The sequence below is a fragment of the Citrobacter sp. Cpo037 genome, assembly GCF_030332945.1.
Lineage (GTDB): Bacteria > Pseudomonadota > Gammaproteobacteria > Enterobacterales > Enterobacteriaceae > Citrobacter > Citrobacter portucalensis.
The window spans coordinates 124,894-138,198 of sequence record NZ_JAOWGW010000066.1 but is presented as its reverse complement, the minus strand read 5'-3'; the positions used below and the strand labels follow the sequence as shown (position 1 = coordinate 138,198).

Annotated in this window: 9 protein-coding genes; all 9 read left to right on the top strand. The window is 49.2% G+C overall.

The genetic code is table 11. The annotated features are described in order from the left end of the window. Positions 1 to 54: 54 nt before the first annotated feature. The gene (locus OGX94_RS15230; protein WP_286569517.1) at positions 55 to 1,251 is read left to right on the top strand and encodes a diguanylate phosphodiesterase; all 1,197 of its coding nucleotides are present in this window, start codon (positions 55 to 57) and stop codon (positions 1,249 to 1,251) included. Positions 1,252 to 1,454: 203 nt separating this feature from the next. Further along, on the top strand, positions 1,455 to 2,186 hold the full coding sequence (locus tag OGX94_RS15225; protein ID WP_008784993.1) for a MerR family transcriptional regulator: 732 nt from the start codon (positions 1,455 to 1,457) through the stop codon (positions 2,184 to 2,186). Positions 2,187 to 2,496: 310 nt separating this feature from the next. Further along, positions 2,497 to 3,027: a Csu type fimbrial protein gene (locus OGX94_RS15220; protein ID WP_003833507.1), complete on the top strand. Its 531-nt coding sequence runs from the start codon at positions 2,497 to 2,499 to the stop codon at positions 3,025 to 3,027. Between the two features lie 14 nt (positions 3,028 to 3,041). Further along, complete coding sequence (locus tag OGX94_RS15215; RefSeq protein WP_003833508.1) at positions 3,042 to 3,764, top strand: fimbrial biogenesis chaperone; 723 nt, start codon at positions 3,042 to 3,044, stop codon at positions 3,762 to 3,764. Between the two features lie 55 nt (positions 3,765 to 3,819). Next, the gene (locus OGX94_RS15210; RefSeq protein WP_257661932.1) at positions 3,820 to 6,105 is read left to right on the top strand and encodes a fimbria/pilus outer membrane usher protein; all 2,286 of its coding nucleotides are present in this window, start codon (positions 3,820 to 3,822) and stop codon (positions 6,103 to 6,105) included. A 13-nt stretch (positions 6,106 to 6,118) separates the two neighbouring features. Beyond that, positions 6,119 to 7,087 (top strand): Csu type fimbrial protein, encoded by a 969-nt coding sequence (locus OGX94_RS15205; protein WP_257661931.1) that lies wholly within the window; start codon positions 6,119 to 6,121, stop codon positions 7,085 to 7,087. Between the two features lie 323 nt (positions 7,088 to 7,410). Continuing rightward, entirely contained in the window at positions 7,411 to 8,685 is a 1,275-nt protein-coding gene (locus OGX94_RS15200; protein WP_003833513.1) for a Glu/Leu/Phe/Val family dehydrogenase, read from the top strand. A 395-nt stretch (positions 8,686 to 9,080) separates the two neighbouring features. Further along, positions 9,081 to 10,940 (top strand): STY4199 family HEPN domain-containing protein, encoded by a 1,860-nt coding sequence (locus OGX94_RS15195; protein WP_126317872.1) that lies wholly within the window; start codon positions 9,081 to 9,083, stop codon positions 10,938 to 10,940. Between the two features lie 38 nt (positions 10,941 to 10,978). After that, complete coding sequence (locus OGX94_RS15190; RefSeq protein ID WP_286569507.1) at positions 10,979 to 13,090, top strand: hypothetical protein; 2,112 nt, start codon at positions 10,979 to 10,981, stop codon at positions 13,088 to 13,090. The last annotated feature ends 215 nt before the right edge of the window (positions 13,091 to 13,305 follow it).

Sequence of the window (13,305 nt, the reverse complement as noted above, 5' to 3'; positions counted from 1 at the left end):
GATGGCTCATGATGTCCCTCTGGGATGCGCTCCGGATGAATATGATGATCTCATATCAGGAACTTGTTCGCACCTTCCCTTGAGGATATGGTGACAGCCGCAAATCTAAAAAACCGGCGATCCGATGTTACGGGGATTTTACTCTTTAATGGCCGCCACTTTTTCCAACTGCTTGAAGGACCTGAGGAGCAGGTAAAAGAGATTTATCGTTGTATATGTAACGACCCACGGCACCACAATATCGTTGAGCTGATGTGTGATTACGCACCTGCGAGAAGATTCGGAAAGGTGGGGATGGAGTTATTTGATTTACAAAAACATGAACGCAATGACGTCCTGCAAGCGGTACTTAACAAGGGAACATCAAAATTTCAGCTCACCTATGATGACCGGGCATTACAGTTTTTCCGCACATTTGTCCTTGCGACGGAAAAATCGAGTTATTTTGAAATACCTGCTCCTGATTACTGGAGTTTTATTGCCGACAACTCTTGTACTCTCCTGGATGAAAGCACACTCCCGTCCAATATCGATTTCAGCTTTGCTTTTCAACCCATTATCGATCCTATGTCGCAGCGCGTCATTGCTCTGGAAGCACTTATTCGTGGTAGAGACGGTGAAACGCCCGCAACTTATTTTGGCAACTTAAATCCTGAAGAACTGTATACCGCGGATCTGCAAAGCAAAAAGACTGCTTTTGCAATGGCAAGCGCGCTGGGACTTAACGACAAAATGCTGTCAGTCAATCTGCTCCCCATGACCCTGGTAAACAAACCCGATGCAGTCAGCTTTCTGATAAACGAAATCGCGGCGCACGGACTGGTGCCTGAACAAATCATTGTAGAGTTTACCGAAAGCGAAGTTATATCGCGCTTTGATACGTTCGCGCAGGCCGTAAAGTCACTCAAGGCTGCGGGGATCTGTGTGGCGATAGATCATTTTGGGGCAGGTTTTGCCGGGCTTCAGCTTCTGTCTCGTTTTCAACCCGACCGAATTAAGATAAGCCGCGAGCTGATCACGGATGTGCATAAAAGTGGACCAAGACAGGCCATCATTCAGGCAATTATCAAATGCTGCACTTCACTGGAAATCATGATTTCCGCTGTCGGCGTTGAAAAACCTGAAGAGTGGATGTGGCTTGAGTCCGCAGGTATTGAAATCTTCCAGGGTAACCTTTTTGCACAAGCCTGCCTGAATGGTATTCCGTCTGTTGCATGGCCAGAGAAAAATGATTTCTCAGCGTCAAAATAACTAACGCATTGTTATAAATAAAAAATTACCACAACCGCCCTCATGCTGAACATAAAAATTCAGCATTTGCTCCCTGCGTGATAGTAAAGTAAATCTTATTTTTGCTAGAATCCTCTGTATGTTTTGTACAATTTGATGCATGTTGTACAAAATAACAGGAACCGCATATCGGTGACGGAGAATCAGGAGTGTCCGGGGGAACTATGGCTTATTACAGCATTGGGGATGTCGCAGAACGTTGCGGGATAAATCCTGTCACCCTTCGGGCATGGCAACGACGTTACGGTTTACTCAAACCTCAACGCAGTGAAGGTGGCCACCGACTCTTTGATGAAGAAGATATTCAGCGTATTGAAGAAATAAAACGTTGGATTAGCAATGGCATACCTGTTGGGAAAGTTAAGGCATTGCTGGAAACCAGTACCCGTCAAGCTGACGACGACTGGAATCAATTACAAGAAGAGATGATGAGCATTCTTCGCATGGCGCATCCACCGAAGCTGCGAGCCAAAATTACCGCACTCGGTCGCGTTCACCCCGTAGATGCGCTGATCGATCACGTTTATCTTCCCGTACGTCAACGGCTGATACTTGACCATAATACATCCCGCATAATGAACAGCATGCTTGATGGCGCATTGATTGAATATGTTGCCACACTGCTGTCTGAAACGCGGCGCAAGTCAGGAAAGGATGCCCTCCTGATGGCTTGGGATGTTGAAGACAGAACCCGTCTGTGGCTCGAAGCCTGGCGCTTATCGCAATCTGGTTGGCACATTGCCGTTCTGGCTGAACCCATTGAATCGCCAAGACCTGAACTTTTCCCTGGGCAAACCCTTTTTGTCTGGACCGGTATTACGCCAACCCGCAGACAAAATGAACTGCTCCAGCACTGGAATGAACAAGGTTATAAGGTTATTTTCCACAGCCCGTAACCTACACGTAATACATGTAAGATAAATCATACAACTCTCATTTTTTGGCTGGTTATTTTGAGTACCCCCCAAGGAATATGTTGCCCTCTATCCTCCTGACTTAACCCCGGCCATAGCATAAAAATAAAACAATATACTAACCCATTGGTATTGTTTTTTTTGCAGACGACATCACCTTTTTCCTAAGTAAAATTCATTAGATCAACTGGCGTACGTCTAATACTTATTCTAGGGTTAAATTATGTCTTCTTGTGCCACATTATTGTTTTTCTAAAGTAATAAATGTGGTTATTTGAAAAAGGTAAAGGATATGGCTCTAGTCTTAGACAAACGCTTAATTCTTTGTTGCTGCGCCTTTTCCATTATTTCTGTGGCAAATGCAGCAACCGTTAACGGAACATTTCAGGTGCTGATGACGATTCAAAAGGCCTGTACCGTAACTGCCGGTTCGGCTTCAAATATTACACTTGGTCCGGTGAATACCACGGCGACAAATACCAGTGCAAGCAACACTATTTCAATTAATTGCTCAAAAACCACGCCCTATTTTATCGGTCTGGCACCGTCGGCTGCCAATGGAGGGACGACAACAGGATCTGGCGCCATGTCCTCCGTAGCTAACGCTGCCACCAATACCGACAAAGTGCCCTATCAGCTAAATCGTACGTCAGCAACAGGTCCGGTGTGGGGGAATACCGCCACCGACACCGCACCAGGAAATGGGGTAGCGGCGACGGGTACAGGTCTGGCGCAAACGTATACTGTTTATGCCACCGCACCGAGCGCCAACTTCACTCCTGACGACTATGCCGATACGGTAACGGTTAACGTTAACTACTAACTTCTGGAAGCCATATGAGAGTAAAACTGCCTGTAAAGCAGTGTGCCTGCGCATGCCTGCTAGGGATGGTTGCGAGCGTCAATCTAGCCACCGCCAGCGGACTGCAAATAGCCCCGGTCACGTTAACGTTGCAAGCGACGCAAAATGCCGATGGTATCTGGCTGAGTAACGCGGGTGAAAATGTGCTCAATGCCCAGGTTCGGGTTTTTCGCTGGAGTCAAAGCGCTTATGACGACAAACTTTCCCCCTCTCAGGGGCTGGTGATTAGCCCGCCGATGTTGGCATTAGCCCCAGGAGAACGTCAGTTGATTCGAGTTATTCGCACAAGCCCTCCCTCGGCACATGCCGAAGACGCTTATCGTTTATCGATAGATGAGTTACCGCCTGCAAAAGTCGAAAAAAACAAGCTTCAGTTTGTGCTGCATTATTCTGTTCCTGTTTTCATTCAACCAACATCAGCGGCACAAACGCAGGCAAAACTACAATGGAAATTACAACAACTGGATGGCAAAAAATTTATTGAAGTCAGTAATCAGGGAAATGGGCATGCACAGTTATCTGCTGCAACATTTATAAGCCCTGATGGTACTAAAAAAGTCATTACACCCGGACTATTAGGCTACGTTTTACCCGGCTCAACAATGCGCTGGATAGTCTCCCCGTCAGCCAGGAATAATCATTATGGCGGGAAAGTTGAAGTCACAATCAATGGCCAAAAAACAGTACAAGATCTGTAACAGATCCTGGCTTCTGGTGAAATATTGCTTTCTCAATGGAGTATTAATATCGGGAATGGTTTGCGCACAAACGCTGAATAATAACCAGAATGAAAGTGGTGTTATTAATAGCGCCTCGCAGATTACGGGTGTCGATTTGTATCTCGACGTCACCTTAAATGGAAATCCCGTTGGGCTGGTACATTTTGGCTACGATAATGGAAAGCTTTATGCAGGAGCAGATACTCTGCGTAAAATGGGCTTTCGCTTTGCTCCAGACGCCACTAACGCCGTCGGCCTGAACGATATCCCCCAGCTAACCATTGACTACAACGTTCAGTTGCAAACGCTCTCGCTTACTGCGCCACTCAGTTCACTCGATCTTGCGACCACGCAGCTTAACTCGCCCACCGAAACCGTGCCAACGGCAACAACATCACGCGGGGCGCTGCTCAATTATGATATCTATACGCAACAGGGGGATGAAAGCGCAATCAATACCTTCAGCGAAATTCGCGCCTTCAATGCGGCCGGCGTGCTCAGCACCACCCAGTTGACGCAGTACTCTACCGAGGAATATGCCGATAACAGCGTTGAGCGCCTTGATACCAGCTGGCGTACGTCATTTCCTGATTCGATGTTGGCGTTAACCGTTGGCGATACCCTGACAAGTTCACTCATCTGGTCCCGACCGACGCGAATCGGCGGCATTCAGATAGGCACCGATTTTGGGTTGCAGCCCTATATGCCAACCACCCCGCTTCCAGCATATCTGGGATCCGCGACGTTACCGTCAAACGTTGAGCTGTACGTCGACGGCGTCAGGTACTACAGCGGAGAAGTCCCCGCAGGTAGCTTTCAGATCAACACAATGCCTAACATCAGCGGCGCGGGGACGGGTCAGGTGATGATGACAGATGCGTTGGGCAGAACGAGCGTACAAAATTTCTCGTTCTACAACGATCAGCAACTCCTGCGGGAAGGATTAACCGCCTGGTCGGCAGAATTAGGCACGGTACGCGAAAATTATGGTTACTCCTCTTTTGATTATGCCAGCGCACCAGTATTGAGCGCTACGTGGCGTCGCGGGTTTAGCAATACGTTCACCGCCGGGACTCATGCGGAAACCAGCGATGGACTGATTAACGCGGGCTTCAGTAACGACTGGATCCCGGGAACCCGCAGCGGCACGTTTTCGACCTCACTTGCCGCAAGTACCGACTCAGGAAAGAACGGTTATTTGTACAGTTTTGGTTACCGTTGGTCCGGTGAACGGTTTAATTTCAGTACCAGTACCACGGCAACTTCCGGCGATTATCGCGATGTCGCCACCCATTACGGCGAGCCGCCCCCCACGCTTAACAGCAACACTGTTATTGGCTATTCGCTGGAAGCAGCCGGTAATGTCAGCCTGAGCTATTTGCAGTTTCGTTATCCACACGAAAATGCGGTGCGCTACGCCAACGCCAGCTGGTTTAAGTCTGTTACAGACAACATCTCACTGAATGCCGGATTCAATCAGAACATTGACGATAACCGCGATCGCAGTCTCTATTTGATGGTGACGATCACGACCGACAACAATCTGAGCGCCAGCAGCACCCTACAACGTACCAACGACGAAACCGGCTACCAGCTCAATGCCAGCCTGACGCCCCCTGCCGACGGCGGCTGGGGCTGGAATCTGGCCGCCAGTCAGCAGGCTTCCCGGCAAAGTGGCCAGGGAGAAGTGGGATATCTGGGACGTTATGGTAAAGCGTACGCGGGATTCAGCCGTTTACCGGATAACCATTACGGTTATGCCGGCGCAACCGGATCGCTGGTGACCATGGGAGGCGGCCTGTTTGCAGCAAGAGAAATCAATAATGGTTTTGCCGTGGTTTCAACTGACGGCGTGCCTGATGTTCCGGTCAAATTGCAAAATAACCTGATTGGTCGCAGCGATGACCAGGGACTACTGTTGGTCACGCCGCTCAACAGTTATCAAAAAAACTTGATCAGTATTGACCCGATGGATCTCCCCACCAATGTGCGGATCGCACGCGTTGAGACGAATGCCACGCCAGCCGATCGTTCCGGTACTTTGGTTAGCTTTGGCATCACTCCCGTCCGCGCTGCGCAGATTATCCTCGTCGATAATCAGGGTAAGCCAATTCCTGAAGGCAGCATGGCTTACGCCATCAACGGAAAAGGACAATCGTCTGTCGTTGGCTTTGATGGAATGACATGGTTCGACACCCTGGAGCAGCACAACACGCTGCGCGTTGAGACGGACACCGGTAGTTGTCGCGTGCAATTTGACTATCCCACGTCAGCAAAGGGGATTACGCAAATAGGCCCACTGGTTTGTCGCCCACACTAACAGGAGTGCGCTCATGAGGTTAAGACATCTGCTACTCATCGCTGCCATACTTTTTTGTCCGGCAATTAGCCATGCGGTAACCTGTTCGGTGAGCAATGTGCAACCCATAAATTTCGGTTCGGTCAATCCACTGTCTGCGACAGGCGCAACGTCATCAATGACGTTCAGTTACACTTGCACCAAAGAGCTTGGTGACGCGCTGGCAGGGATCAATCTCTGTTTTAATATTGGCGCCTCGGCCGTCAGTGGCCAGGTGACACCGCGAAATATGTCATTAATCGGCATGCCTGCCAGAACGCTGGCATACCAGCTTTACCAGGATAGCGGGCGCACCAAAGTCTGGGGCAGCCAGTATCAGTCGGGAACCACTTTTCCGATGGTACAGCTTAACCTGCTGAATCTGACGCCAGTGACGGGTTCACTCATGGTATCGGCGCAGATCGTCACGCCACAAATCGCCGCCGTCCCCGGAAACTATCAGGATAGCTATACGGCGGCGACAGCCCTTGTCACCCTTAATCCTGGATTGCTTTTCCCGCCGACCACCTGTGGTGATACCGTTGCCGCCAGGTTTCCTTTCACCGTCACAGCTGCTGTCAGCAAACAGTGTAATATCACCTCCGCGACTAACATCAGCTTTGCTCCCACCAGCGGAACGGGTCGTAATCTCACGGCGTCAAATAACGTAGGCGTAGCCTGCTCTAATAACACGCCTTACACCATCGGACTTCAACCCTCCAACGGCAATACGGCAGGCAGCGGCGTGATGGCAGGCACGGGGTCAAATACGGATAAAGTCCCCTACCAGCTTAGTTCGACGCCAGGTCCTTCCGGTACGATCTGGGGTAATACTGCGCTTAATACCGTTGCGGGCAGCGGCACGGGGACAACGACTACCTACCCGGTTTACGCCACCGTTCCCAGCGCGAACTACACGCCAGACAACTATGCCGATACTGTCACCATCGCCGTGACCTACTGACGCCCAGCTTAACAGCAATAAAGCAAACACATTTTATTATCATATTATTTACTTTTAGAGGTGCGTCATAAATCTGACAAATTGCGATTTTTACAAGTTATGCATATTAAACTACATAAACCGCAAAAAAAACCGCGACGACAGCCAAAATAAGGAATAACTATTCACCACCAAGCCAAAACCCACACTACTCATACCGATAATCCGTGTTAGCCAGGCAGGCTGTTCTATGAAAAAAATGTTAAATTTAGGTTTATATGGTGAGATTCACTGTATACCACGGCCAAATTAAGAATATATTACTTTTATAACTAAGGTTTATCATGGATAAGTTATCTTACGCTTCAGATAGCAGCACATCTGCCTGGAATACCTACCTGCAACAAATCGAGCGTGTGGCCCCTTACCTGGGCGAACTTTCCCATTGGGTGGACACCCTGCGCCACCCAAAACGCGCGCTGATTGTCGATATCCCGGTGCAGATGGATGACGGCACTATCCGTCATTTTGAAGGGTATCGCGTGCAACATAACCTTTCCCGCGGTCCGGGCAAAGGCGGTGTGCGTTATCATCCTGATGTTGATCTTAATGAAGTGATGGCCCTGTCTGCATGGATGACCATCAAATGCGCAGCGTTGAATCTGCCGTACGGCGGAGCCAAAGGCGGTGTGCGCGTCGATCCGTTCTCACTTTCTGAAGGTGAACTGGAGCGTTTAACCCGCCGTTATACCAGCGAAATCGGCATTATCATTGGGCCGCAGAAAGACATTCCTGCGCCGGATGTAGGTACGAACGGAAAAGTCATGGCCTGGATGATGGATACCTATTCCATGAACCACGGCACCACCGTGACCAGTGTGGTCACCGGTAAACCTATTCACCTCGGCGGCTCGTTAGGCCGTGATAAAGCCACCGGTCGCGGCGTTTTCGTCAGCGGTCTGGAAGTTGCGCGTCGTGCGAACATTGAAGTTGAAGGCGCTCGCGTGGCGGTACAAGGTTTCGGTAACGTCGGCAGCGAAGCCGCCCGCCTGTTCGCCGCAGCGGGTGCGCGTGTCGTCGCTATTCAGGATCACACCGCAACGCTGTTTAACTCCACGGGTATCGACATGACCGCGCTGTCTGCCTGGCAGTTAGAGCACAAACAAATTGCCGGTTTCCCAGGCGCTGAAACCATCGCCAGCGAAGCCTTCTGGAGCGTGGAGATGGATATCCTGATCCCTGCCGCGCTGGAAGGACAGATTACCCGTCAGCGTGCAGAAATACTGACCTGCAAACTGGTACTTGAGGGCGCTAACGGCCCGACTTTCCCGGATGCCGATGATATGCTGGCAAGCCGCGGTATCATCGTGGTACCTGACGTCGTATGTAACGCAGGCGGCGTAACCGTCAGCTACTTCGAATGGGTCCAGGACATGGCAAGCTTCTTCTGGAGTGAAGAAGAGATCAACAATCGCATGGACAAAATCATGACTGATGCGATGGTGCACGTATGGGAAAAAGCAGCTGAGAAATCCTGCTCCCTGCGTACCGCAGCCTACATTGTTGCCTGCGAACGCATTCTGCTGGCACGTAAAGATCGCGGAATTTATCCGGGCTAATACGACGTCAGATACGCCAACGTTTTTGACCGACGATAAACGCCAGTCGTGAGTTACGCCAATAATGCTGCATTATTTGTGGCATTATTGGCGTGTAGTAGCCTGATTCATCTGCCCCGCTTTCTGCATTTTACTTACCCAATATCTGCGCATTTTGTTAGCCAATAAACATTAAATTCCATCGCTGCAACCATAATTTGCGTTAAGAACCCATAGCAACGCATTATTGGTTGCAATGTCTACTACCAATATTACGCCCCCATATATATTGACGAACTGATTAAAAATCCCGAATAATTGTCGAATTATGGCATTCTGGCTGCAGGGAAAGTTGCCTGACACAGTGCGATTAGATCGGGCCGGGAAAACTCAGCGAATAACCACGTGAGAATATAATGGTCGATCATTCATCTGCTTCTGAGCACAACGATTTTACTCGTTGCCTGTCTCTTTTCGACAGCGCATTTCCACAAATCTTATCCCTGCTGGGTATGCCAGCCCCCACGCAACTTTCGCCTGATACGTTTTATTATTCACTTGATAAAGCCCGAGAGAGATTGGGCAACTGGAGCAGTGTAGCGGCCCGGTTTAACTATAATGAGCAGGAAATGGCGAGCTTTCTTGCGGCATTACGCACCTTGAACAAATGGCTCGGCAGAAATACAGATGGCCAGCCTGCCGACAGAAATCTGACCATTGCCGCGTTGCGTTTTTTGTGGCAGCTCGAATATTTGCGAGAAAAACAGCCTCAATTAACTTATTCAACGACGCTGCATAACGAAGGCGAAGAAAAGCAGTTACGTAGTTTGCAGCAGGTACGAGCATTAGAGCTGACCATTCGTAGTTTAATTAATGAAGCGTACAATAACCAACAAGCCCTACTTGAGCACCTAAACAAACTATTTGGTCAGGAACGTGTAAAAAAATGGCTCAACGTTGCCGATCGTGATGACGTATTGAGCGGTACCCTTTTCAGTGAACTCGCCTCACTATTTATTGATAAAGACGAATATCCCATCCACTACTCTCCACTTTATCAATATACCCCTTTGCTCAGCTTTGTTAACGATAAACGTAGAACACTGAATACCTTTCTTGACGATATTCGCGTAATTCGCAACCGTCTGGCACATCATAAGCGGGTAACCTCCGTCCAAACAACATTGGTGAATTACTATTACCAAGAAATTACTGAGCCGGTACAGGAGGCCTTCGACGAAGGCCGGGTAAAAGTTAACCCTGATCGCTTTTTTGATGACAGCAATGCTGAGGTTGCTCACTATTTCGAACAGACAGCCCAAAAAATTGAAGATCTCGGCGGTGACGTTCAGGAAATAAAGGATGATCTGGTGGCTCAGGCTCAGGATATTGGAAAAATCAAAATTGATACGCGCATCATTCGCAATCGAGTAGCCTGGGTGCTGGGCGGTATCGTCGTCATTATTGTTGGCTCAGTACTGACTTTCGGAACCTCAACCAAGACGCTGGTGAATACGGAGTCCATCCGTAGCGATCTCGGGGAAGTGGGTAAAACGGTTGCTGGGGCGAAAAAAGAAACCAGTAACGATCCGCGTAAAGAACTGGCGAATATCGGCATTGCCTGGGATGAAAAAAATCTTCGCGCCGCTATCGATCGCGGTGATACCCAGGTTGTCAATCTGTTTCTTGCCGGAGGCATGCGCTGGAAACTGTATTATGCCGAAGCCGCATTACTGGAAGATCGCCAGGAAACGTTGAATGCCCTATTACAATCAGCATCGTTGATGGATGAAAAAAACGGCTGCCTCAGAATGGCCGGTAAATTACGTCAGCAAGCGGACCACAATGGCACGCTGACCCCCATACAGATTCGTTATTTAAAAACATTCTGTTCTTCTGCCAAGGATGTTCAGGGTATTAAAGCGGAACTCGACAGAGCGCTTAATTTTGAGAAAGCCCAGAAGAAAGCTTACGATGAAGAAATGGCCAAAAATGAACCTGCAGGTCGCTGTGAGCGCCGTCTGATGGCCGATAATGCGCGTGAGTTACTGGCTGACGCGGCGCAATTTTCACTGCAAAGACCGACCACTTATTCACTCCATGATGTGTTATTGAAAGAACTGAATACGCGTCTGATGTTCGGCACACTCAACGAGGCAGAGTTAAAAAGCCTGGTTAAGAACTACTGCGTAAAACAAGAAAACCATGAACCCAATATTGCGATTGGTGATAACTGGAGTCGCTCACAACGGGTCATTTATAACGTAGTCAAATAATGAGCGATCCAACAACACATTCATCGAAAGAGAATTATATGTTCGCATTCAATAATGCATGGCCGCTGTTTACTTTCGAGTTCAATCCGTCGCAGCTTGATGCACCGGCAGGCAGCCTACTGATCGGATTGGGCGACGGCAATGATACGGAAAGCCATAAGGGTGTCGCGCTCAATAACAAAGGATACCGTGCAGGTCACTACAATTCGGTGAGTGAACTGGTGGCAAATGCCGACGATCGTCAATGGTCTATATGGCGCAGTAAACTCTCAAGTGTCCAGGGAATACAACGAATCGTTATCGAAGATTTCTCTCTGGATACCTGTTTTACGCTGTTGCTGTTTTTGAACCATCTCGATGCCGCTGGTTCGCTGTCGCTATCAACACATCCGTGGCTGGAATACGTCACCGCATGGGAAAGCGGTATTTATCTGGACGGTGATGATACAACTCGTTCTGCCGCTTGCTTGTTATCCGCACTCGCGCATAGCAGCCTGTGCGAGCAATCCATGGATGATACTGTCGTTGTTCGCCACAACATGCTGGCCTGCCTTCGCCTGTTGAGCGATATGATGATAGCCAACCCAGACCCCACCGCAGGCATTATGCCCATGCACACGCAATGTTATGCAAGTGCGGTCGCAAGTCTGGCGTATGAGCAACAGATTTACCAACACGTGATCAAGCGTTCGGTTACCTGCCAACTCCTGCTGGATCTCGGCACAGGCCGGCGGCAAACGGTGGTTGATGCATTGTTTATTACCGAAACGCTCCCTTCTGGGATGTTGAAAATTCTCGCGCGCTGCGATAAAGAACGCAGTTGGACGCACAATGGATTTGGGTTGCTGGCCATTTATCGACCGCGAGAAGTGGGTACGGGAAATGATATCGTTATTTCGCTCAATCCGATTCAGGGGACACGCCTTGATGCCCTGTGGTCCGCTCTGGAACAACGTGAAGATGTGGCCTGGCAAGGACTACGCCCGCACGATACTCCGCGTTTTCTCGAAAGCTATCGCCTGGCCGGAAGCGATAAATTGATCCCAGGCGCACCGAACCAACCCTGGTACGACGATCAAGGCAGAATGACGCTAATTGCGGCACCCAAGCAGCTTGCGCCCGGAGAGCCCGGCTCGAAACTGACCTGGCAAAAAGACGTTTTGCCCGCAATCTGGGAAAATTATTTTACCCGTTATCTTGATAACGCCATTGTGCCAATAGCTTTACCCGAACTTGATTGCCGCACAAAAGGTAAATGCATTCGTGTCTATCAGCATCGCATCCCGGAGGGTGGTGATATTACGATCGTCCCGCTGATGCGAATGATCGATACCCCCACCTTTCATGCCTGGCTGGCAGCACAGAGCGATAGCACGCGCGTCGTTAGGAGTCCTGCGGATCTCCCCCCCACCAGCGAGTACCACTGCCAATGGTACAGCAATATTCTGGTTGTCGCTCACCGTCATGGCGTCACAATCTTCTGTCGCGAAGAAGAGGATAAACATCTGGCGATACTGATTAAAGCGGCCATTTCTGTAGCGGATGTAAGCCATGAGTATGAAAATTTTCTGGCGAACTCTGCCCAACAGATTGAACAGTGGCTCAAGGATCTGCTCGAGTCGCAGCAAAAACACAACCGAAAGGGAAAAATTCGTCGTCTATCTGACTGGTCCGAAATGATGCTGGAAACCAAAGCCCAGGCGCTAAAAGCCATGAATAAAGGTGCTTTAGTCGGCAACGATGCCCTACATAACCAGCTGAGTGAAGATCTCTCTCGGCAGTGGGGATTGTCTGAGCAACGTCAGGAGCTCATGACGCAGATAGAGCAATTGGATCAGCTCATGCGCCAGGCTATTAGTCAGCGTCAGGAAAAACGCCAACGTATTTACGGCGCACTGTTTTCTGCTTTAGCACTCGGCGCGGCGGCTAACCATATTTGGGAACCGATTAAAGAGATAAAAACAACAAACCTTTATGAATGGCAACTCATGCTATTCAAAGAGCAGCCAGCCCCAGCAATGGACAAGTTACAGGCGATTGCTGCAGATGCCGCGCGATATGAAGTCTATACCCTGGCTATTCTGCTAATTTTTGGTTTTATTGGTTTTATCTTGTTCTGGTTTTTCGATTTTAATGGCAAAGAAGAGTAAGGAATAACGTTTTACTCATGATGCCGTCAGCATAAACTTTGCCGCATCTCTCACTTCCGCTGTTTTATGCACCACCACGTTTCAATATGGAACATTAAAAGATGCTAATGTTCCGTATTGAAACGCCCTTCACAGCAATTTTCTTTTGCGTACCCGTGTGCAAAATTACCTTATCGGCAGCGAGCGGTCGCCGTGACGTTGAACCAACCGATACC

Coding starts and splice junctions, on each gene's coding strand:
- OGX94_RS15225 (WP_008784993.1), top strand. CDS start 1,455: ATGGCTTATTACAGCATTGGGGATGTCGCAGAACGTTGCGGGATAAAT.
- OGX94_RS15220 (WP_003833507.1), top strand. CDS start 2,497: ATGGCTCTAGTCTTAGACAAACGCTTAATTCTTTGTTGCTGCGCCTTT.
- OGX94_RS15215 (WP_003833508.1), top strand. CDS start 3,042: ATGAGAGTAAAACTGCCTGTAAAGCAGTGTGCCTGCGCATGCCTGCTA.
- OGX94_RS15210 (WP_257661932.1), top strand. CDS start 3,820: ATGGTTTGCGCACAAACGCTGAATAATAACCAGAATGAAAGTGGTGTT.
- OGX94_RS15205 (WP_257661931.1), top strand. CDS start 6,119: ATGAGGTTAAGACATCTGCTACTCATCGCTGCCATACTTTTTTGTCCG.
- OGX94_RS15200 (WP_003833513.1), top strand. CDS start 7,411: ATGGATAAGTTATCTTACGCTTCAGATAGCAGCACATCTGCCTGGAAT.
- OGX94_RS15195 (WP_126317872.1), top strand. CDS start 9,081: ATGGTCGATCATTCATCTGCTTCTGAGCACAACGATTTTACTCGTTGC.
- OGX94_RS15190 (WP_286569507.1), top strand. CDS start 10,979: ATGTTCGCATTCAATAATGCATGGCCGCTGTTTACTTTCGAGTTCAAT.